This is a genomic window from Streptomyces sp. NPDC001068 (assembly GCF_042897315.1).
Classification (GTDB): Bacteria; Actinomycetota; Actinomycetes; order Streptomycetales; family Streptomycetaceae; genus Streptomyces.
In genome coordinates, this window is sequence record NZ_JBIAYD010000009.1 from 212,494 (window position 1) to 232,788 (window position 20,295).

25 protein-coding genes are annotated in these 20,295 nt (G+C 73.5%); 13 read left to right on the forward strand and 12 right to left on the reverse strand.

What is annotated here, in order from left to right; all coding sequences use genetic code 11:
* Positions 1-224: 224 nt before the first annotated feature.
* Together ACFY3I_RS25490 and ACFY3I_RS25495 are read right to left on the reverse strand one after the other, a co-directional pair.
* On the reverse strand, positions 225-1,355 hold the full coding sequence (locus tag ACFY3I_RS25490; protein WP_390862946.1) for an ABC transporter permease: 1,131 nt from the start codon (positions 1,353-1,355) through the stop codon (positions 225-227).
* A 156-nt stretch (positions 1,356-1,511) separates the two neighbouring features.
* On the reverse strand, positions 1,512-2,300 hold the full coding sequence (locus ACFY3I_RS25495; protein ID WP_390862948.1) for an SDR family NAD(P)-dependent oxidoreductase: 789 nt from the start codon (positions 2,298-2,300) through the stop codon (positions 1,512-1,514).
* Positions 2,301-2,491: 191 nt separating this feature from the next.
* Here ACFY3I_RS25495 and ACFY3I_RS25500 point away from each other — a divergent pair, with 191 nt between their 5' ends.
* Both ACFY3I_RS25500 and ACFY3I_RS25505 read left to right on the forward strand, forming a co-directional pair.
* Positions 2,492-3,157, forward strand: coding sequence for a TetR/AcrR family transcriptional regulator (locus ACFY3I_RS25500; protein ID WP_390862950.1), 666 nt, complete (start codon positions 2,492-2,494; stop codon positions 3,155-3,157).
* Positions 3,158-3,388: 231 nt separating this feature from the next.
* A complete protein-coding gene (locus tag ACFY3I_RS25505; RefSeq protein ID WP_390862952.1) occupies positions 3,389-4,048 on the forward strand; it encodes an MSMEG_1061 family FMN-dependent PPOX-type flavoprotein in 660 nt (219 codons plus the stop codon).
* A gap of 59 nt (positions 4,049-4,107) precedes the next feature.
* Here the strand turns inward: ACFY3I_RS25505 and ACFY3I_RS25510 are convergent, their stop codons facing one another.
* A complete protein-coding gene (locus ACFY3I_RS25510) occupies positions 4,108-4,482 on the reverse strand; it encodes a ferredoxin (protein ID WP_365287554.1) in 375 nt (124 codons plus the stop codon).
* 184 nt (positions 4,483-4,666) lie between these two features.
* Between ACFY3I_RS25510 and ACFY3I_RS25515 the strand changes: the two genes are divergently transcribed.
* On the forward strand, positions 4,667-5,371 hold the full coding sequence (locus tag ACFY3I_RS25515) for a TetR/AcrR family transcriptional regulator (RefSeq protein WP_390862954.1): 705 nt from the start codon (positions 4,667-4,669) through the stop codon (positions 5,369-5,371).
* Positions 5,372-5,457: 86 nt separating this feature from the next.
* On the opposite strand, the gene ACFY3I_RS25520 is transcribed toward ACFY3I_RS25515, so the two are convergent.
* Positions 5,458-5,883, reverse strand: coding sequence for an SsgA family sporulation/cell division regulator (locus ACFY3I_RS25520; RefSeq protein ID WP_390862956.1), 426 nt, complete (start codon positions 5,881-5,883; stop codon positions 5,458-5,460).
* A 142-nt stretch (positions 5,884-6,025) separates the two neighbouring features.
* Positions 6,026-6,358 carry a hypothetical protein gene (locus ACFY3I_RS25525; protein WP_390862958.1) on the reverse strand — a complete coding sequence of 111 codons (333 nt, stop codon included), beginning with the start codon at positions 6,356-6,358 and terminating at the stop codon, positions 6,026-6,028.
* Between the two features lie 271 nt (positions 6,359-6,629).
* On the opposite strand from ACFY3I_RS25525, the gene ACFY3I_RS25530 reads away from it, so the two are divergent.
* Complete coding sequence (locus ACFY3I_RS25530; protein ID WP_365287546.1) at positions 6,630-6,995, forward strand: DUF6479 family protein; 366 nt, start codon at positions 6,630-6,632, stop codon at positions 6,993-6,995.
* 3 nt (positions 6,996-6,998) lie between these two features.
* Here the strand turns inward: ACFY3I_RS25530 and ACFY3I_RS25535 are convergent, their stop codons facing one another.
* The gene (locus tag ACFY3I_RS25535) at positions 6,999-7,454 is read right to left on the reverse strand and encodes an RpiB/LacA/LacB family sugar-phosphate isomerase (protein WP_390862960.1); all 456 of its coding nucleotides are present in this window, start codon (positions 7,452-7,454) and stop codon (positions 6,999-7,001) included.
* A 9-nt stretch (positions 7,455-7,463) separates the two neighbouring features.
* Positions 7,464-8,381, reverse strand: a complete 918-nt coding sequence (locus ACFY3I_RS25540; RefSeq protein ID WP_390862962.1) for an NAD(P)-dependent oxidoreductase — start codon at positions 8,379-8,381, stop codon at positions 7,464-7,466.
* A 290-nt stretch (positions 8,382-8,671) separates the two neighbouring features.
* Between ACFY3I_RS25540 and ACFY3I_RS25545 the strand changes: the two genes are divergently transcribed.
* Positions 8,672-9,508, forward strand: a complete 837-nt coding sequence (locus tag ACFY3I_RS25545) for a class I SAM-dependent methyltransferase (RefSeq protein WP_390862964.1) — start codon at positions 8,672-8,674, stop codon at positions 9,506-9,508.
* A 171-nt stretch (positions 9,509-9,679) separates the two neighbouring features.
* Entirely contained in the window at positions 9,680-10,483 is an 804-nt protein-coding gene (locus ACFY3I_RS25550) for a hypothetical protein (protein ID WP_390862966.1), read from the forward strand.
* A gap of 58 nt (positions 10,484-10,541) precedes the next feature.
* Here the strand turns inward: ACFY3I_RS25550 and ACFY3I_RS25555 are convergent, their stop codons facing one another.
* Complete coding sequence (locus ACFY3I_RS25555; protein ID WP_390862968.1) at positions 10,542-11,327, reverse strand: SAM-dependent methyltransferase; 786 nt, start codon at positions 11,325-11,327, stop codon at positions 10,542-10,544.
* A 424-nt stretch (positions 11,328-11,751) separates the two neighbouring features.
* On the opposite strand from ACFY3I_RS25555, the gene ACFY3I_RS25560 reads away from it, so the two are divergent.
* On the forward strand, positions 11,752-12,018 hold the full coding sequence (locus ACFY3I_RS25560) for a hypothetical protein (RefSeq protein WP_365287535.1): 267 nt from the start codon (positions 11,752-11,754) through the stop codon (positions 12,016-12,018).
* 172 nt (positions 12,019-12,190) lie between these two features.
* On the opposite strand, the gene ACFY3I_RS25565 is transcribed toward ACFY3I_RS25560, so the two are convergent.
* Positions 12,191-12,898, reverse strand: coding sequence for an SDR family oxidoreductase (locus ACFY3I_RS25565; protein WP_390862970.1), 708 nt, complete (start codon positions 12,896-12,898; stop codon positions 12,191-12,193).
* A gap of 480 nt (positions 12,899-13,378) precedes the next feature.
* Here ACFY3I_RS25565 and ACFY3I_RS25570 point away from each other — a divergent pair, with 480 nt between their 5' ends.
* Positions 13,379-13,978: a DsbA family protein gene (locus ACFY3I_RS25570; protein ID WP_390862972.1), complete on the forward strand. Its 600-nt coding sequence runs from the start codon at positions 13,379-13,381 to the stop codon at positions 13,976-13,978.
* An 11-nt stretch (positions 13,979-13,989) separates the two neighbouring features.
* Positions 13,990-14,883 carry a hypothetical protein gene (locus tag ACFY3I_RS25575; protein ID WP_390862974.1) on the forward strand — a complete coding sequence of 298 codons (894 nt, stop codon included), beginning with the start codon at positions 13,990-13,992 and terminating at the stop codon, positions 14,881-14,883.
* A gap of 118 nt (positions 14,884-15,001) precedes the next feature.
* Here the strand turns inward: ACFY3I_RS25575 and ACFY3I_RS25580 are convergent, their stop codons facing one another.
* A complete protein-coding gene (locus tag ACFY3I_RS25580) occupies positions 15,002-15,406 on the reverse strand; it encodes a VOC family protein (protein WP_390862976.1) in 405 nt (134 codons plus the stop codon).
* A gap of 202 nt (positions 15,407-15,608) precedes the next feature.
* On the reverse strand, positions 15,609-16,355 hold the full coding sequence (locus ACFY3I_RS25585; RefSeq protein ID WP_390862978.1) for an SDR family oxidoreductase: 747 nt from the start codon (positions 16,353-16,355) through the stop codon (positions 15,609-15,611).
* Between the two features lie 99 nt (positions 16,356-16,454).
* Between ACFY3I_RS25585 and ACFY3I_RS25590 the strand changes: the two genes are divergently transcribed.
* Positions 16,455-17,357 carry a LysR family transcriptional regulator gene (locus ACFY3I_RS25590; RefSeq protein WP_390862980.1) on the forward strand — a complete coding sequence of 301 codons (903 nt, stop codon included), beginning with the start codon at positions 16,455-16,457 and terminating at the stop codon, positions 17,355-17,357.
* A 374-nt stretch (positions 17,358-17,731) separates the two neighbouring features.
* Here the strand turns inward: ACFY3I_RS25590 and ACFY3I_RS25595 are convergent, their stop codons facing one another.
* The gene (locus tag ACFY3I_RS25595; protein WP_390862982.1) at positions 17,732-18,148 is read right to left on the reverse strand and encodes a TetR-like C-terminal domain-containing protein; all 417 of its coding nucleotides are present in this window, start codon (positions 18,146-18,148) and stop codon (positions 17,732-17,734) included.
* A 162-nt stretch (positions 18,149-18,310) separates the two neighbouring features.
* On the opposite strand from ACFY3I_RS25595, the gene ACFY3I_RS25600 reads away from it, so the two are divergent.
* From ACFY3I_RS25600 to ACFY3I_RS25610, 3 genes are read left to right on the forward strand one after another with little or no spacing between them, the layout of a single operon-like run.
* The gene (locus ACFY3I_RS25600; protein ID WP_390862984.1) at positions 18,311-18,937 is read left to right on the forward strand and encodes an ABC transporter permease; all 627 of its coding nucleotides are present in this window, start codon (positions 18,311-18,313) and stop codon (positions 18,935-18,937) included.
* Between the two features lie 13 nt (positions 18,938-18,950).
* Entirely contained in the window at positions 18,951-19,514 is a 564-nt protein-coding gene (locus ACFY3I_RS25605) for an NAD(P)H-dependent oxidoreductase (RefSeq protein WP_390862986.1), read from the forward strand.
* Positions 19,511-20,281 (forward strand): alpha/beta fold hydrolase, encoded by a 771-nt coding sequence (locus tag ACFY3I_RS25610; RefSeq protein WP_390862988.1) that lies wholly within the window; start codon positions 19,511-19,513, stop codon positions 20,279-20,281. The genes ACFY3I_RS25605 and ACFY3I_RS25610 overlap by 4 nt, the downstream gene beginning before the upstream one ends.
* Positions 20,282-20,295: the final 14 nt, after the last annotated feature.

A 20,295-nucleotide genomic window follows, 5' to 3' on the forward strand; every position in this document is an offset into this window, starting at 1 on the left:
CGACGGTAGTTCCGACCGTGGATCACCGGGCAGTCCCCTGTTCCGGGGCATCGCCGACGCCCCTGTCGGGGTCACCGCCCCCGTTCGCCGCCGGTCGCCCGGACGCCGCTCGCTGCCTCCCGCCTCCCGTCTCCCGCGTCCCGGCCGGGTCGGGGTGGGGTGGGGTGGGGTGGTCCCGGCCGGGGCCGGCACCCGACGGTCCTCGCCGGCCGGGTGCCGGGCCGTCAGCGCGCGACCGCGAGGGCCGGGGAGCCGGCCGGCTTCCGGCGGGCGGCGGCACGGTCCAGTACGTACTGCAGGGCGAGGCAGCCCAGGCCCCAGGCGGCCAGGGTCACGACGGCACCGGTGAGGTGTGCGTCGTGGAAGTAGGCGGCACCCCTCAGGCCCCGGACCGCGGCGGCCGGCGGCAGCACCGCGGCGAGCGGGGAGAGCCAGGCGGGCAGGAAGGTGGTCGGCAGGATGCCGCCGGAGGTGGCGTTGCCGAGGATCAGCAGCACCACGGACGAGACCGGCATGCCCAGCGGCCCGAACACCCGCAGCAGCACTCCGGCGGCCGCGGCCGCGGCCCAGGCCAGCAGGCCCACCAGGAGGGCGACGACCGCGAACGGAGCGGGCAGCGCGCTCAGGGCGGTGTGCCCGATCAGCGCCACCATCAGGCCGGAGGCCGCGGCGAAGACCAGCATGGAGGCGACGCGGACGGCCAGCCGCAGGCGTGGCGCGATCTGGTAGGAGGAGACGGCGAACAGGAAGCCGGCCAGCACGACGCCGAAGGCCGCGTAGAACACCGACAGTCCGCGGGCGTCACCGGCCACCAGTGGCTGGACGTCCTTGACCGGAAGCGGCTTGCCCACCGCGGTGGTCAGCGCCGTGGCCAGGCTGGACACCGTGGACGGCCCCTCCGCGCCGGCGACCAGCAGGCGCGTGCCCCGGCCGTCGGAGACCAGGGCCGCCGGCACCTGGTCGTGGGTGACGGCCCGGCGGGCGGCCGAGGCGTCCGCGTACCGGTAGAAGGTGTATCCGTCCGGGGCCGCGTTGTTCAGGGCGAGTTCGGTGTGCGCGGCCAGCTTGTCGGAGGCGGCGATGCCCACCGGCTGGTGTCGGGCCGACGGGGCGTGGAAGGCCGCGAGGTACACCGCGACGAACACGGTGCCGATCACCAGCGCGGTGAGCACCGGCACGACTACCGCCTTCCGGGCGCCGGCGGCCGCCGCGAGCACCGGTGCGGGCAGTCCGGGTTCGGAGTCGACCAGCGCGTGCCGGGCGTGCCGCACGTGATCGACGGCGGGCTCGGCACCCGGACCGTTCGGGGCCGCCTGGGGCGGCGCGCTGACAGGGGGCTGTATGCCGTGGTGCATGGGACGGGAGCTTTCCGGGTCGGGGCGGAGCGCGGGTCTTGGTGGACTGCCGCGGGTCAGGTCGGACGAGGTCCGGGTCGACGGCGCTGTCGGCCCTGTGGGCTGCCGTGGGTCTGGTCGGGTCGGAGTGCGGTGCGGGTCGACGGCGGTGTCGGCCTAGAACATCCCTCCGTCGATCCGCAGGGTGCGGCCGGTCATGTAGGCCGCGTCGGCGGAGGCGAGGAAGGCGTATCCGGCGGCGATCTCGGCAGGCTCGGCCAGCCGCCGCAGCGCGACGCCGACCTCCAGCCATTCGGACAGGTCCTGCTTCCCGGCCAGATCGGGGTGCAGGTAGTTCGCGCCGTTCTCGCGGGCCATGTCCGTGGCCGTGCCGCCGGGGGCGATGGCGTTGACGGCGATGCCCCCGCGTCCGAGCTCCGCCGACAGGTTGAGGACCATCGCCTCCACCGCCGCCTTGCTCGCGGCGTACAGGGTGTGGCCGAAGAACGCCTTCGAGGCGCTCACCGACGAGGTCAGCACGATCCGTCCGCCCTCGCCCAGGTGGGCGGCCGCGTGCTGGGCGGCGAACAGCTGCCCGCGCGTGTTGACGGCGAAGACATGGTCGAAGTCGGCCGGTGTGATCCTGTCCAGCGTGTCGAAGTGCTCGACCCCGGCGCAGGAGGCGAGCACGTCCAGCCGGCCGAACTCGGCGACCGCCCGCTCGATCAGCGCTCCGGTCTGCTCCGGGTCCGCGACGTCGGCCCTGACGGCGAGGGCCCGGCCGCCGCCGGCCCGCACCTCGGCGACCAGGGCGGCCGCGGACTCCTGGTCGTCCCGGTAGCCGACGGCCACCGCCGCGCCCTCGCGGACCAGCCGCCTGGCGACGGCGGCGCCGATGCCCCGGCTGCCACCGGTGACGACCGCCACCTTGCCTTCGAATCGTGCCTGCTGCGCGGATGACACCACTTCTGCACTCCAAGGGAACGTCGGCGGCCGGCCAGCCCACCGTAACACCAAGCGCAGAAAATCCTTCGCTTAGCGACTCGCGGGAATCCGGCTGACGTAACCTCGACCCGTCGGCCCGCGATGATCACGGCCGACCGCGCACCGGCACAGCCGGGAGCCGGTCGGCACAGCCCAGAAAGGAGGGGCCCACCGTGGCTTCCCGCACCCCGGGCGACGGCGGCAGGCCGCGACTGCGCGCGGACGCGGCCCGCAACCGGGCGCAGATCCTCGCCGCCGCGCGGACCGCCTTCCGGGAACTGGGCACCGCCGCCCCCCTGGACGAGATCGCCCGCCGGGCCGGCGTGAACATCGCCACGCTCTACCGCCGGTTCCCCGACCGTGAGGCCCTCGTCCAGCAAGTCGTCCTCGACGGGTTCGCCACGGTGGTCGAGGCCGCCCGCCACGCCCTGGACAGCGCTCCGCCGGACCCGCCGGCGGCCATCGAGGAATTCCTGCTCAACCTGGTCGACGCACGGGACACGCTGGTCCTCCCCCTGATCGGCGGCCCGCTCGCCACCAGCCCCGAGGCCCTGGAACTCCAGGACCGGATCCCACCGCTCCTGGACGACCTCCTCGCCCGCGCCCGCTCCCGGGGGTCGATCCGGCCCGAGGCCACGCACATGGACCTGATCGCCACCGCGGCGATGGTCTGCCGCCCCATGCCGTACCTGCCCGCGGACCAGGCCAGGGCCCTGGCCACCCGTCACGTGCGCATCTTCGTGGACGGCCTGCGCACGGACGGCCCGCGAACGCTGCCGCCCTCCCCGACGCACCGGGACATCACCGCGCACCTGCGCACCGGAACCGAGGGCGGCTGACCCCGCCTCCCGGCCCGGCGGTCACCGCACCGGCGGGCCGGGATCCGCCGAGACCAAGGGCTGTCCCGTGATCCCCGGTGGGTCGGCGCACGGCGTCGGATGCGGTGCATCGCAAGGCGGAGGGTCGCCCTCATACCGGGCGTATTCGGGCGACCCCGACAACGCCGCGAGGTGCCGTAGCCGTCGTCGTGCGCCCGCCGGGGATCACGGGACAGCCCTTAGGGTCGGGACATGACGTCCTCCACTGCCGGAAGTGCCTTCGACTCACTCCGTCTCGACGCGGTGTCCGACCCGCAGGCACTGCGCCGGGCCTACGCGCTCCCCGGCGACGCGGCCGTACGCAAGCAGATGACCGAACTCACGGAACAGACCAGGCGGCTGATCGCATGCTCGTCGCTGGTCATGGTGGCCAGCGCGGACGCCGAGGGCAACTGCGACGTGTCCCCGCGCGGCGGTCCGGCCGGGTTCGTCGCCGTCCTGGACGCACGCACGGTGGCGATACCCGACGCGACCGGCAACAAGCGGCTGGACACCCTGCAGAACGTCGTCGCCACCGGGCGCGCCGGGCTGCTGTTCGTCGTCCCGGGACGCACCACGACGCTGCGGGTGAACGGCCGGGCCTGCGTCTCCACCCGTCCGGAGCTGCTGTCGCGGCTGACCGCCGTGGGCAGGCCGCCGGCCAGCGCCCTGGTCCTGGGGATCGAGGAGGTCTACCCGCACTGCCCCAAGTCGCTGCTGCGCAGCGGCGCCTGGAAGCCGGAGCAGTGGCCGGCGGCGGACGCCCAGCCCACCTCGGCGGAGGTGACCCTGGCCCAGCTGCGGATGCCCGGGCTGACACTCGCCGACGTCGAACAGACCGAGGCGGATTCCCTGAAGTACCGGTACGAGTGACGCACCCCGCCGCAACCGGACCGCCGCGGGCCTCGCGGTCCCCGACAGGCCGGCGGGCTTCACGCCAGTACGGCCATGAACTCCGTGCAGGCCACGGCGCAGGCCCGGCACGCGGCCGCGCTCTTCTCGGCGTCGGGGCGGGTGTCGAAGGCCTGGGCGCCCTGGAGGCAGATCGCCCGGCACCATTCCAGCTGGACGCGCAGACCGGCCTCGTCCTGGACGTTCTCCTCGGTCAGCGCCCGGCAGGTCGCGTCGCACACCTCGGCGCACATGACGCCGGTACGACGCACCCGCTCCAGCTCGACCGTCCCCTCCGGATCGAACACGCTGGCACCCAGCGCGCACATGCGAGCACACTCCGCGCAGGCCTGCGCGCAGGCGAACCGGTCCTCGAGATATCCGTACAGCTCCGCGGGGCCAAACGTCGGCGTCATGCCGTCCGGGTTGCCACGGCACGGTCCGGCAAACCCGCCCCGGAGGGCGGCGGGACGTCACCCGCGGGGCAAGGCCGCACGGTCGCCGGTCACGACCCGCCCGGCCTCGCCGTCGGCGCCGCAACTCGCCTGTGAGCAGGGCCACATCCCGAATTCGAGGGGCCCCTCATGTTAACCTGGGGGCATGAGCCACCAGCACGCCCTGTCCGCGCCCCAGACGCCGGCCAGAGCGCTGCGCCGGGACGCGCAGCGCAACAGGGACGCGATCGTGGCCGCTGCCCGCAAGGCCTTCGCCGAGCAGGGCCTGGACGCGTCCCTGGAGGGTGTCGCCCGTGAGGCGGGCGTCGCGATCGGGACGCTCTACCGGCACTTCCCCCGCAGACTCGACCTGGTCGAGGAACTCTTCACCGCGAAGTTCACGGAACTGCTGGCCGCCGCCGAAGAGGCCGCGGCCATGGACGACGCCTGGGAAGGCTTCTGCCACTACCTGGAGCGGCTCTGCGAACTGCAGGCCTGCGACCGCGCCTTCAACGACCTGGCCTCGGCCCGGCTGCCCCTCCACGCACTCGGCAGGGGCATGTTCGAGCGCGCGCAGGAACTGGGCGCGCAGATCTTCCACAACGCCCAGCAGCAGGGTGCCCTGCGCGCCGACGTCACCCCTGAGGACCTCGCCTTCGTGGTCTGGTCCCAGGCCGGGATCATCCAGGCCACCCGCGCCGTCGCCCCCAACGCCTGGCGCCGCCACCTGCACCTGCTGCTGGACGCGTTCCGCGCGCAGTGCGCCCATGAGCTGCCGGAACCTCCGCTGACCCCACGGCAGTTCGGCCAGACCCTCATCAGCCTCGAGTGCCCCGAGCAGGAGTGCGCCGACTGCCAGGAGGAGAGCTGAGCGGCGGCGGGTGAGACCCGCCGACTGCCAGGAGGACGACCGACGGGCCCGGTACCGAGTTCGGTACCGGGCCCGTGGCGGGAGGTTCAGTTTCCGGTCAGCAGTTCCGAGAGCTCCGCGTCCAGGTCCAGCCTGTCGGCCTCGGACCCCGGCGGCACCGCGGACCACGTCTCGCGCAGGAAGGACTCGACATCCCGCGCGGGAAACGCGACCAGGGCCGATCCCGCGGGCGAACGCAGTCCCACGAACACCGTCGCGCGTCCCGCGTCGACCGCCGGCCACATGTCCACGTCTCCCCCGGGCCCGGTACGTCCGCTCAGGGCCTGGGCCAGCATCTCGCGGCCGAAGAACCACTCGACCGTCTCGTCCCGCCCCGGGGGACGGAAGACGGCGCGGACCGCATAGGGGTCGTGCGCCTCGTACCGCAGTGCCACGTACATGGGCACCGACACGTCCGGTGACAGGACAAGTTCCACGGGCAGCTCGTACGCCACCGTTCTGACCGATCTCACTGTTCCTCGCTTCTGCGTCCCGACCCGTCGGGACGGGTCTGCCGTCGGCCGGGCCGGCGGTCGGTCTGACCAGCCGTAACGTCGTGCCCCCCGGTCGCGGCGTTACGGCTCGTCAAACCGACCGTGTCGGCCCGCGGGCGCATCAGTACCGGTCCGTCACCCAGGCGACCTGGTCCAGGTACCAGCGCTCGCCGCTGACGGCGTACCACGTGGCCGCCTCCGCCTGGCCGCGGTGGCCGTCCCGGCCGTACGCGTGATCGTGGTCGCCGTAGTAGTCGTAGTGGCCGTGGTCGCCGTACCGGCCGTCGCGGTCGCCGTCGACGGCGAGAACGGCGGCCGAGGGCCGCGCGTGCTCCGCGGGTCCCGAGGCCGTCGCCGCCGAAGCGGGGCCGACGACTCCCAGAACGGCGCCGCCCACCAGCGTCGTAGCAGCAACAGCGGTCGAGACGCGCCTGGTCCACCTGTTCATGGTCATTCCCTTTTCCGTGCTTCCGGTCCGGGGGGTCCGGGCCTTTCGGTCACCGAGCTGTCGAGGAGATCCTGAGGGGGTCCTCATGTTCGGCGTTGCCCACCATACTCGAGGGGTGCCTCATGTTTGCGGTGAACCCCGTCACAGGGCATCCCAAGGCGAGGAACAGTGGGAAAAGGGGGTGGCATTGCATCTGCCAACAGCGATTACCGTGCGCACGCGACCAGCCACCCAATGCGTCCGGTTCATACGCATTCGGGCGGGGTATCCCTTTTCCATGAACACCGAACCGATGGAGCTGGCCGCGCCCAGCGGCCTCTTGAGTCTCGGGCTGTTCGTGGTGGCCGTGGCGGTACTGGCGATGCTCGCCGGAGGCTTCTGGCTGGGCAACCGTGTCAAGTACCACGAGTCGCCCCGCCCACGTCCCGAGGAGCAGCCGACGCTGCCGCCGGAGGGCGCGGTCCATGAGATCCGGGAGAACCGCGAGTCGGAGGAGATCCCCCGGATGCCCAAGGGCGGACGTCCGCTCACCCCCTACGAGCTGAGCAATCAGCAGACCAGACCGAGCACGTCCACGGACCGGCCGCGCTGGAGCAAGGGCAGCAGCGGCTCGTTCGGCGGCGGCGGGCTCGGCGCCCACTGACTCCTAGAGAGCTCCGCGGTCCCTGTCGAGACGTCCGACGCGGGCCACGTTCCCGAGGTCCTCGGCGTCCTGGCTCGGCATGGCCGCGAACCAGGCGTCGAGGATCTCCGCGAGCACCGGCCGCGAGGTCAGCCGCAGGCTGAGCGCGAGGACGTTGGCGTCGTTCCAACGGCGGGCGCCGTCGGCCGTGTACGCGTCCACGCACAGCGCGGCGCGCACGCCGGGCACCTTGTTGGCGGCGATCGAGGCGCCGGTGCCGGTCCAGCAGCAGACCACCGCCTGGTCGGCGACGCCGTCGGCGACATCGCGGGCGGCCGCCGCCGAGCAGACCGCCCACCGGGGGTCGTCCCCCGCCTCCAGCGCGCCGTAGGAGCGCACCTCGTGGCCGCGCCGGCGCAGTTCCCCCACCAGGAGACGCGCGACGGGTTCGTCCATGTCGGAGGAGACGGAGATCCGCATGCCCGCAGCCTAGGCCGTCTCCGGGGTGCCGTCCGTGCGGGCCTCGAGCGCGGTGAGCACCGACGACATGTCGAGGCGTCCGTTGCCCATCCGCACGCTCTCGCCGTACAGGTCGCTGCTCAGGTCGAGCAGCGGGGTGGCGATGCCGGCCGCGCGGGCCGCGTCCGCGATCAGCCGGGTGCTGGCGTAGGCGTCCGAGGTCGCGGCCTGCACGGTGAAGTCGTGCCCGGCGAGCATCGGGACCTTCACCCGGGTCACGCCGCTGCCGAGCTGCCCGGACTCCACCACGGCCCGGAAGGTCTCCAGGTCCAGGTCCTGCCGCTGGGCGAAGTGCACGGCCTCGGCCAGCGCCGCGACGGTCGTGTTCAGGTAGAGGTTGACGGCCAGTTTCATCAGGAGACCGGTTCCGGCCCCGCCGCAGTGGACGGTCTCGCGGCACATCGGCGCGAGCAGCGGTCGTACCTCTTCCACCGTGTCCCGGTCGCCGCCGAGCATCGCGACCAGTTGGCCCGCCTCGGCGGGCTTGCGCGATCCGGACACCGGGGCCTCCACGAACCGGCCGCCGGCCGCGTGGACGTCCGCGGCGAGCCCGCGCGCGTACTCCGGTGCCGTCGAGCCCATCGACACCACGACACGGCCGGCCACCAGCTTCCCGAACTCCGGCCCGCCCCGGCCCAGGACCGAGTCCGTCACCCCCTCGTCGAGGAGCATGACGAACACGACACGCGCGCGTGCGAAGACCTCCTCGACGCCCGCCGCGACCCGCGCCCCGGCCGCGCGCAGCGCCTCGGCGCGGTCGGCGGTCCGGTTCCACACGACGAGCGGGGTACCGGCACGGGCGAGATTGAGCGCCATGGGCTGACCCATCACGCCGAGCCCCACGAAGCCGTACCGGGGTGCGTCGGGGCTGCCGGTCGGTTGCGTCATCGTCGTAACTCCTGCTCGGCGTGCGGAAGGTGAGGACCATCGGCACTGTACGGCGCCCGGTCACCACCGCCCACGACGGGTGAGGCCGATCGGGTCGGCCACGGCGCGCCTCGGGCCTGCGGACGGAGCCCGGTGCAGGATCGGTGGTGCGGCCGCCTCGGGACGGGCCGCACCCCCACGTGCTGAGGCCTGTTCATGAACATCTCCGACACCCCGCCGCTCCGGCGCGGCGACCCCGGCCGCCGCGACGGCCGCTTCGTCAACCGCTCCGGCGGCAGCCCGGCGGCACGATGACCGGCGCCGCGGGCGAGGGGCGCTACGGCGAGACCGTCTTCCGGCCCGACCAGCCGGGCGAGGGGGCACGCATCGACGTCGGCACCCTGGTCTACGACGACATCACGATGGCCCGGTTGCGGGCGCTCGGCGTAGGCCCGGGCTGGCGTTGCCTGGACGTGGGTGCCGGCACCGGCACGGTCTCGCGCAGGCTCCTGGACGAGGCCGGGGTGGAGAGCGTGCTCGCCTTGGACCGGGACGTGCGGTTCCTCACCGAACGTCCCGGACTCGACGTCCTGGAGGCCGACATCACGGCCGCGGCGGACGCGGTCCCCGGCCGGTTCCGGCTCGTCCACGCGCGCTTCGTGCTGATGCACCTGGCCGAGCACGACCGGCTGATCACCGAACTGGCCGGGCTGGTGGAGCCCGGCGGGGTGCTGGTGCTGAGCGACGCGGTCGACCTGACGAGCGACCGGACACCCGACACGCCGTACACGATCGCGATGCGCGCGATGTGGCAGGGGCTGCGGGCGACGATCGGTACCGACGTCTCCTGGGTGCCGTCCCTTCCACAGTTGCTGCGCGGGGCGGGGCTGGTGTCCGTCGCCGCCGAGATCCACGTGCCTCCGCTGCTGCCGGGCAGTCCCGTCAGCCGGTTCTGGGCGGACACCTGGGAGCGGAGCCGGGCGGCGATGCTCGCCACCGGCCTGGTCGACGACGCGGCCGTCGACGCGGCGGTGCGCTACCTGGATTCCGACGAGTGCGCCGCGCTGTCCGCCGGCATGCTGACCGCCTGGGGACACCGGCCCGCGGAGGGGACGGCTCGAACCGGCCAGGACAGCGTACGGCCGTGACTCAGCGTGCCTGGCCGTGTCGACGTGTGGCATCTGCGCAGAAACCGCACACAGGCTGCACATTGCCCGGCCAAAGCCTCGCTACCGTTCAGGCCGTTCGATCACACACGTGATCGAGATCAGGCCACGGCCGAGGACGCCGCTGGCGCAGTCGAGTCAGGAAGACCTCCGATGGACTACTGCTCCTCGTGCCGTCGGCACCTCAACGGTGCCCTGGCGTGCCCCGGTTGCGGCGCCTACGTCCCGGACACCGCGCGCCGCGCGGTCGTGACGCCCTGGCGGGCTCCGGCGGACACCCCCCGGCACGACGGCACGGCAGACCCGGCGGCCCCGGCGGACACCGCCCACGGCCGAGGGGCGGCCGAGACGCCGTACGACGGCTCCCCCACCGGGTCGGCCGCACCGACCGGCCGGGCGGCCCGGCGCCGTCAGCGGGCCCGCTGGAGGAAGACCCAGCGGCGGGCCCTGGTGGCCACCGCGGTCGCCCTGGTGGGCGGCGGTCTGACCGTCGCCTCGCTGGACCGGCAGTCCACGGACCGGACGCAGGCCGCCGGCGCCCCGAACACCACGACGATGGGGGTCGCGGACGTGGAGGCCACGCTGCCCACACCGTCGGCGTCGGCACCGACGGGCCGTCACCGGGCCCCCGACACCTCCCCCTCCGCCCGGTCCGCGGCCACCTCGAACGCACCGCACGAGCAGACCGTCGGCTCCCTCCGCGCCACCCCGGCGTCCCGTCGGCTCCCCCTCACGTCGCTGCCGTCCAAGGCGTCGTCGTCCGCGGCCCAGTCCCAGTCCGTGGCCCCGTCCGCGACCACGGCGTCCGGCGAAGCCACCACACCCGCGTCGCAACCGGCGGCCACGCCCACCACCGGCGCCGGCGACACCGCACCGGCGGCCACGGCCAGTCCCGCCCCCACCGCGAGCCCGTCCTCGCCCTCGGAGATCTGCCTGCTGGTCATCTGCCTCGGCTGACGCACCGACGGCAGGGGCGGGAACACCGCCGGGGCCGGCCGGAGGCGTACCGGTCGGGCTACCCGCGGCCGTGAACGGGGCGGGCGCCCCCCGACGCGGGCGCCCCCCGTCGGAACAGCGCCGTCCACAGGAATGTGACGCCGAACAGCGCGGAGTCCGGAGGCTCTTCGCGCATGCGGCGCAGTTCGACCTCCGCCAGGTCGGAGAAGATCCAGCGCAGCGATTCGGGTGTGTAGGCGAGTCCGCCCCGCAGTTCACGCTCCCGGTAGAGGTCGGCGTCGGCGAGTTCCGAACCCGTGCCGGCCTCGCCGGCGGCGAAGCAGGTGAGCGCCAGGTGGCCGCCGGGGGCGAGGACACGGTCGAGAAGGGCCAGGTAGCTGACGCGGCGGTGCGGCGGCAGGTGGTGGAAGCATCCCGAGTCGACGACCAGGTCGTACGGGCCGGCCAACTCGGCGGCGGGCAGGGCGAAGACGTCGCCGCACAGGAACCGCACGTCGACGGAGGCCTCGCGCGCGCGGTCCTCGCCCCAGGCGACGGCGGTGTGCGAGAGATCGACGGCGTCCACCTCGAAGCCGTGCGACGCGAGGTAGACGGCGTTGCGGCCCGCCCCGCACCCCAGGTCCAGGACGCGGCCGGAAGGAATCAGGCCCCGGCGGAGGCAGGCGGCCAGGTTCTCGTCCGGCTTCGAGGTGAAGAACGGCACCGGGCGGGACCGGTCGGCGTAGAAGGGGTCCCAGAAGTCCTTGCCGTTTCCCGTCACCGGGCGGTCTGCCTCGGATCCAGCTGCGAAGAGCCCGTCCAGGAGTGCGAGAACGTCCTCGACGGTGCGTACGGTCCGGTCCATCCGGCCCCCCTTTCGACCGGCACCGACGATAGGCACACGGCGCACGGAAGGCCAGGTCAGCCGGTTCTCGGCGACAGCCGGTACGGGCTCGGGGCGCCGTCGGAGCGGGCGGAAGGGCCCCCGCTCCGGACCCCGGCCCCACGCCCGCCCAGCCGCCCGTCACGGGCCGGACAGGCACTCTCCTCGACCACGCCGAGGCGGCCTTTTCGCCGACTTCTCCGGAGCGCTGCCGGAGGAGGCACCGCCGGTCGGGCGTGACCCGTGGGACGGTGCCGTCGCCGCGCGCCGTGATCCACGGGGTTCCGTGAGGAGTTGTCGGCGAACGCCTTGGGCAAGGTGTTGGAGGACCGACCGCGACGACGGACGGACGGGAAACACGGCCGGGGACCCCGGGGTGCCCGTCCTCGGAGAACGGAGATCTCTCGTGACGACCAACCCCGCTGCCGATGCGCCGGCGGATCTGTCACTGGCCTCGCTCGACCGCCTCGACGAGCAGATCATCGCTCTTCTCGCCCGGCGCCGGGCGATGGCCCAGGAGCTCGCTCCCCCAGCCCGCGCCCGCGCCGCCGACCCGGCCTTCGCGGAGACCGTACGTGGTGTCACGGGCCGCTACCGCCGGGAACTCGGCGGCGCCGGCGAACTCGTCGCCCGCGCGGTCATGGTGTTGTGCGATCCCAGCCGCGAGTCCTGAAGAAAGCTTCCTCCAGGCTCACGGCCCATGGGCCCGGCCCACGGCCCCGCCCACGGCCCGCGTCCGTTGCGACGCGGGCCTCGGCGGGCGCAGGGACGGACGGCTCGCCCGGTCGGTGGGTTGCCGCATCCGGGGTGAACCCCCCGGGCCGCCCCGCCGGTTCAGGCGGGCGTCACCAGGACAGCGGGCCGTTGACGTCGAAGAAACCACCGGTCGGTCCGTCCTGGCCTAGCTGTGCCATGCGGACGATGATCTCGGCACCCTCCGCCACCGTCTGCGTCCCCGTGTTGCCGTTCAGGTCGGTCCTGGTGAACCCGGGCTCGACGGAGTTGATGCGCATGTCCGGGAACGCCTTCGCGAACTGCACGGTGAGCATGTTCACGGCCGTCTTGGAGGTCGGGTAGGCGATGCCCGGATAGAAGTGGGCGGGGTGGCCGGGGTCGGAGAGGGCCGTCAGCGAGGCCAGACCGCTGCTGACGTTGACCACGACGGGTGCCGCCGAGCGCCGCAGCAGCGGCAGGAAGGCGTGCAGCACGCGGACCACGCCGAAGACGTTGGTCTCGAAGGTGTTCCGCATCTGGTCGGCGGTCACGGTCTCGGCGGTCGGCACACCGTTGTCCGCCGTACGGGTCTCGATGCCGGCGTTGTTGACCAGGACGTCCAGTCCGCCGTCCGCGTCGATCGACTTGGCCGCGGCATCGACCGAGGCGTCGTCGGTGACGTCGAGGAGGACGAACCGCGCGCCCAGTTCCTCGGCGGCGCGCCGGCCCCGCTCGGCGTCCCGGGCGCCGATGTACACGGTGTGGCCCGCGGCGACGAGCCGGCGGGCGGTCTCGTAGCCGATGCCCTTGTTGGCTCCGGTGATCAGTGTTGTCGTCATGCGTCCAGCCTGCGCCCGGGGCGTGGGGACAGCCAGCAGACCCTTCTTCCTGGGACTGCCGGTACCACCGACGCACCTCTCCTGCCCGCCGGGCCGGGTGGCGCGGGCGTCGGACCGGTGCGGCGACCCCGTCTGCGACCCCGGAGCCCCTCGCGGCCGGATCACCGGCTGACCGGCTCCGGGGATGACAGGACGGCCTCGCCGACGGTCCTGGCGGCCGAGCGGGAAGGAAGAACCCCACCGGCACGGGCCTGCGGCGGATGGCCTACTCTTCCGTCCAAGATCCCGGGGGGCATCATGCGATGGAGACGTGGGGGCGCGCGGCTGACGGCAGCCGTGCTGACAGGTGTGCTCGGTGCGGCCGTGGTGGGCTGCGGGCCGCGGCATCCGGCCGCGGCGGCATCCGGCGGACCACACACGGCAGGGTCCGGCGGCGGACGACAGGCCCCGGCCAGGACCGGTTACCCCGCGTTGGCCGACGTGCCCGAGCAGGTGGAACCGGACGGCACCACCATCATGGTGGGGGACCCTCGGGCGCGCGTGACCGTGCACCTCTACGAGGACCCGCGCTGCCCGTACTGCAAGGAGTTCGAGACCTCGGGCGGCGGCCCGGTGCTGACGAAGTGGGTCCTGCGGCGCGAGGTCAAGGTCGAGTACACGATGGCGTCCTTCCTGGACCCGCGGCTCGGAGGGAACGGGTCGAAGAAGGCGGTCAACGCGCTGCGCGCGGCCGTGGAGAAGGGGAAGTTCGCCGAGTACCACGCCGTCCTCTACCGGAGCCAGCCCTCGGAGGAGGTGGACGGTTTCACCGACACCCGCCTGCTGCAACTGGCGGGCACGGTGAAGGGGCTGCGGAACCCGTCCTTCGACACCGCGGTGAAGTCCATGAAGTACCGGGGCTTCGTGGATTCCTCGGAGAAGGCGTTCGCCGCCGCCGGGCACTACAACGGGCACGACGGGCCGGGCACTCCCACCGCCGAGATCAACGGGTACCGGATCCCCGCCGAGTACAGCGGCCTCCTCTACAAGCCGGACCTCTTCGCCAAGTTGCTGACGAAGGTGATCGGCGAGGCGTCATGAGGGGGGAGGACATGACGGCGCCGGTCGCCGCGGATCCGCAGGAGCAGCGATCCGGTTCCGGGCGGCCGCGGGAGCGCGGCACCTGGTTACGGATCCTGGCGTTCGCGGTGACCGCGATCGTCGCGGGGGCCGTGGGAGTGGCCGGCACCCTGCTCCAGCAGAGGATCGACGCCGCGGACACGTCCGCTGTCGACGCCCAGGCCGCCGCGATCACCGCCGACCTGCGTGCCGACTTGAACGCGGGGTTCTACTCGGGGGGCGGGACCTACGGTGGGCGGTTCACCGAGGGCACGCTCGTCGCCCAGGTGCAGGCACACGGCGGGGTGGTCCTCGGTGCCCGCACCGAACGCGATCGGACGGCCGGCGACGTCCACACGGCAGAGGTGATGCTGGGGCTGGTGCCACCGCTCACGGGGACCGTCGACGCGCGCGCCTATCCCGTCCGCTGCTACCGCTACGCCTTCGGCGTCGGTGCGTACAGCGTGAAACGGTCCGGCATGACGTGTCCGGCCACCCGGACCGACGGCAGCCCGGGCAGCCTCGCGGCGCAGATGGGCGTGCTGCTCACCCGGCAGCCCGCCGGCGCGTTCGCGTACCGGCCGGTGCCGACCCAGGGGTACGCCCACACCCCGCAGGGCGCCGAGGACTTCCTGAAGGACAGGCGGCTGGTCACCGCCGACGACACGGTGAGCGCGGTCTCCGGCGAGGCCGACGGCGACGGCGTGTACGTCCTCGCCCTGCGTATCGACGGTGCCTGCCACTACCTGCGTATGGACTCCTCCTCCACCGCGTCCCGCCTGGTACCCCTGTGGGCCGCCCCGGCCGACGAACAGGAGGTCTGCGGCGTACGGCAGGCCGTCGCCGCCGCCGCCCTCTACGGGACCGATCCGGCGCAGCAGGGGTGACCGGCGACGGGCCGGCCGCCCGGGGCCGTACGGTGCGGGCCGAACTCCACCGGAGGATCGGGGCGGTTGGGCCGGGCGACGGGGTGGCAGGCCGGGCACGGCCCGGCCTGCCGCTGTCTCACGAGGCCGTCGGTGTCTGCCCGTGGCTGCCGTAGGGACGGGTGATGATCTCCATGCCGTGCCCGGCCGGATCCATGAAGTACAGGCCGCGGCCGCCGTGGAGGTGGTTCATCTCCCCGGGCCGCTGCAGACGCGGATCGGCGTAGTAGGTGATGCCGGCCCGCCGGACACGGCCGAAGGCCGCGTCGAATTCCTCGTCGGAGACCAGGAACGCGTAGTGCTGCGTGACGATCGACTCCACCGGGACGGCGGCGAAGTCCAGGGTGACGCCGTTGCCCGTGGTCACGGGAACGAACGGGCCCCACTCGGTCCCGACCTCGAGTCCGAGGACGTGCGCCAGGAACTCGGCCGACTCCCGGTTGTCCCGGGCATGGACGATGGTGTGGTTCAACTCGACTGACATGTGTGGAATGCCTCCGCAAGGCACCTCACGGCACCTCCATGCCTCACCCGGCCGGTGACCGACACGCGATGCGTGCCCATGATCCTAATCAGCGGCGCCCACTCCGTCGAGGCGGCGGCCTCCGGCTGCCGGTCGCCGCCCGACACCGCTGCGAGGTGCCGTAGCTGTCGTCGTGCGCCCGCAGGGGATCACGGGACAGCCCTCAGAGTTGCGAGGCCCCTCCGTCGACGGGGAACTCCGTTCCCGTCGAGAAGGTCGCGTCGAAGGCCAGGTACGCCACCGCCTTGGCCACTTCCTCGGGTGTCCCGAGCCGCTGCATCGGAATGGTGCTCCGGTAGGTGTCCTTCGTCGCCTCGACGACGTCGGCGGGCAGCGAGGAGCGCTCCAGGATCCCCGAGTCGATCGGGCCGGGACTCACCGCGTTGACGCGCACCCTGCGCGGAAGCAGTTCGCGGGCCAGGGTGCGCGTCATCGAGCGCAGTGCCGCCTTGCTCGCGGAGTAGACACTGAGCGCGTCGAGGCCCAGGACGTTCACCACGGACGTGGTGAGGACCACCCCGCTGCCCTCGCGCAGCAGCGGCGCCAACGCCTGCACCGTGAAGTAGGGGCCCTTGGCGTTGACGCCGAACACCTCGTCGTAGATCTCCTCCGTCGTCGAGCCGAACGGCGCGGACGCGGTGACGCCGGCGTTGACGAACAGCGCGTCCACGGCGCCGAACCGCTCCTGGACGGTGTCGGCAAGCACTCCGATGTCCTCCAGGGACGCGGCGTCGCTGCGGACGGCGATCGCCCTGTTCCCCAACCGCTCCGACGCGGTGCCGAGGGCGGAGCCGGTGCGGCCGGTGATCAGTACGTGCGCCCCGCCGTCCGCGAACAGCCGGGCCGCGGCCAGGCCGATACCGCTGCTTCCGCCCGTGATCACGATCTTCTTGCCGTCATAAGTGGTCATGCCCTCCAGCCAAACGGCCGGCCGCACACCGTGTCCAAGACCTGTTCCGCATGCCGTCATGTCACCGGCGTATGGCGGCGCGCGACGTACGCTGTGCGAATGGACGTCGATCTGCGGCTCGTGCGCTATTTCACGGTCGTGGCGGAGTACGGCAACTTCGGCCGGGCCGCCGCGAGGCTGCACCTGGCGCAGCCGTCGCTGAGCCGCCAGATCCAGCGGCTGGAAGCCCAGGTCGGGGTCCGGCTCTTCGACCGCTCGCCGCAGGGCAGCAGCCTCACCGACGCCGGTCAGGCCTTCCTTCCCGGCGCCCTGAGACTCCTTCAGGAGGCCGAACAGGCCGCCCGCACGGCCAGAGCCGCCGTCCGGCCGCACAGCGTCACGGTCGGCCACGCCGAAGGGCTGGTCGTCACCGCGTGTGCGCAGGAGCTGCGCCGACGGCATCCCGAGGCGCAGGTCCGCACCCGGCACCTCGACTGGCGGGACACGAACGCCCTCGCCGAGGGGCGGGTCGACGCCCTCCTCGCGTACAGGCCCCTCCCCCTGTCCGCGGACGGCTTCCGGGTGACCGAACTCCGTGACGAGCCGCGGGTGCTCGTCACGTCGGTGAACCACCGTCTGGCGAAGGGGACACAGGTCAGCCTGCGGGCCCTGGCGGACGAGGAACTGGTGGCCTGCGCCAGCACTCCGGTGCTCTGGAGCACGCCCAAGCCGGTCGGCGACCGGCCGCCACCACCCGCGCCCGCGGTCGACGACAGCTTCGAGGACAAGCTGGAACTCGTCGCGACCGGTCACTGCGTCGCGGTCTTCCCCGCCGGCGACCGACGCGCCGCCGCCCGCGAGGACATCGCCCTGGTACCCGTCGTCGACATCGACCCCTGCGAGGTCGTGCTTGTCACGCGCGCCGACGATCCCAACCCGCTGCTCGCGTCACTGGAGGACGTCGCGCGTACGGTGCTCGGCGCCGCGCACCGGCAGGAGAACCACGAACTGCCGGTCGGCTGACCCCTGCTGGGCGGCCCCGGGGAGATGCCCCGGCGTCCGCTCGCCGACGGCCCGTCGGACGCGTCCGGCGTAGGCCCGGCGAATGCGTCCGGGTAAGGCCCGGCGAATGCGTCCGGGTAAGGCCCGGCGGATGCTTCCGGGTAAGGCCCGGCGAATGCGTCCGGGTAAGGCCCGGCGGATGCTTCCGGGTAAGGCCCGGCGGAGAGCCCGCTCCGCGCGGCGCGCCCGCGCGGGTGCGCTGTGCCAAAGGGGCGGGCCCCGACCGCCGCGACCCGCTCGGCGCCCGGGGCAACCATGCGTCCCGGCGGGGCCCGTGCCATGGACGTACGGCGGGGGCGACGGGCGGGGGCGGGGGGCGGTTCACGTCATGGTTCTCACGCGTCCTCGGACGCCGTGCGCGGCGGGGAGGCGAGCGTGGCGGTCACCAGGTTGCGGACCGACTGCCTGTCGAGGCTGACGCCGTGGAACAGGCTGCGGAACAGCATCAGTCCGGCCCACATGTCCAACACCGTGGAGACGTCGGCGTCCTGCGGGAGGTCGCCGCGGTCGACCGCCCGGTCGAGTACCACGACCGACTGCTTCTTGCTCTGCTCGATGAGTTCCTCGCGCAGCCGCAGGCCGAGTTCGGGATCGGCCGCCGCGTCCGAGACGAGTGCCGGCAGGACCAGCCTGACCTTGGGCGACCCGTAGATCTCCGCCAGCGTCTCGGCCACGGCGACGATCTCCTCCTCGCTGTCGCCGATGTCGGCGACGGGCACCTCCGGCAACTGGACGCGCACGGCGTCGAGCACCAGGGCGGCCTTGTTGGCCCACGACCGGTAGATGGTGGCCTTGCCGACGGCGGCCTCCTGCGCGATACCTCCGCCGGCTCGGCGCCCTCCGGCGGCACCGTCCCGCTCTACCTCGCCGTCGCGCTGCTCATCTCCGGGCTGCTGCCGGCCAGCCTCCTGACCATGCTCGTCGACGCCCGGCTAGGGTACGTCCCCCTGGAGATCGGCCCGCGGCGGCTGCTTCGGCCGATCGTCGGGATCGCCCGCTCCTCGACGTTCCTCGCCAAGGCCGCCATCGGCGCCGTCATGGGGTTCGCCGCCGGAGCGGTGGTCGCCGAGGTGGGTCTCGCCGGTGTCGAACCCGGCGCCCGGGCCCCCGGCCTGCTGGTCGTCTTCTGCGCAGTGGCCTGCGCCGCGGTCACACTGCTCACCCTGGCCCTGTTCGCGGTGTTCGGCGCGCCCGGCCAGATCCTGGCCCTCCTCGTCGTCACCCTGATCGGCATCCCGCTGTCGGGGGGCGCCATCCCGCCCGAGGCCCTGCCCGCCGACCTGGACGCGCTCGGGCGGCTCCTTCCGGCCCGCCATGTCGTCGAAGGCGTCCGCTCCCTGCTGTTCTACGGCGGTGGCGGCCCACGACTCACCACCGCGTGGCTGGTCATGGGCGCGTACGCCGTCGGCTCCGTCCTGCTGGGCCTGCTCGGCTCGCACCTCTACGACCGGCGCGGCTACCGGCGCGCCCACGAGCACGAACTGACATCCCGTCCGGCGGCCCGCCCCGTGCCCGAGCCGCTCCCTCGTCCGTCGTCGTGAGATGAGACCCGCCATGCCCACGTTCCTGACCGTGTCCGGCAGCGTCTCGCCGGACTCCTGCACCGAGCGGCTCCTGCTCACCGAGATCGAGCCCCGCCTCTCGGGCGACGGCGACGGGATCCGTCACCTCGCGGTACGGGACCTGCCCGCGGAGGCCCTGCTGCACGGCGACGCCGGTCATCCCCGGCTGGCCGCGGCGGCCGGGCTGCTGGCCGCGGCCGACGGACTCGTCATCGCCACGCCCGTCTACAAGGCCTCGTACTCCGGCCTGCTCAAGGCCTTCCTCGACGTGCTGCCCCGCCGCGGGCTGGCCGGCAAGGCCGTCCTGCCGCTGGCGACCGGGCACATGGCCAGCCATGGCGTGCTGCTCCACGAGGCACTGCGTACGGTGCTCCGCTCCATGGGCGCGACCGCCGTCGTCCCCAGCTGCTTCGTGACCGAGCGGGCCGCGCGCTCGCTCCGGGCTCCCCAGTACGTCCAGGCCCGGGAGCGACTCGACCGGGGGACGGAACTGCTGCGGCGCGCCACCGGACGTCCTCCCCGGCAGCCGGACGGCGACGCGCGGAGCGTCGCATGACCGGGTCCGGCCTGCGGGTGTTCGGCGGCGGGACGGCCGCCGCCGTGGTGATGGTGCACGGCATCCGCGTCTCCTCGTCCACGTGGCTCCCGCACGCCCGGCGGCTCACGCCCGACTTCCGGGTGAGCGCCCCGGACCTGCCCGGTCACGGCGCCCTGCGCGGCGGGACGTTCACCCTCGCCGCAGCCGTCGGGGAACTCGACGCGGCGGTCGCCGAGGCGTACCGGGCGACCGGCCGGCGGCCCCTGGTCGTCGGCATGTCCCTGGGCGGCTTCGTCGCCATGGCCCACGCGGCGGCCCACCCCGATCTCGTGCGCGGGCTGCTGGTGTGCGGCTCCACCGCGCGGGCACGCGGCCTGAAGGCACTCGCCTACACCGCCGCCGCCCGCCTGGACGAACGCCGCGGGGAGGAGCGCAGTGCCGCCGCGAACGCGCGCCTCTTCCGCCGGCACACCACCCCCGAGTGCGCCGAGGCCGTCATCGCCGGCGGCTTCGCCCGACACGCCTTCGGCCAGGCCGTGCTCGAACTGCGCCGCGTGGACGTCCTGGGCCTCGCCGCCCGGCTGCGGACCCCGACCCGGTTCGTCAACGGGCGCCGCGACCTGCCCTTCCGCCTGGAGGAAGGGGCGTTCCTCAGGGCCGTCCGGGCCGCCGGCACCCCCGCCCACCTGGCGCACGCCCCCGGCAGTCATCTCTTCCCGCTCCAGGACCCCGACGCCTTCGCCGACCTGGTCCGCGACGCCCACGCGGGCCTGCCCGCCCTCTGACGGACCGGCCGCGC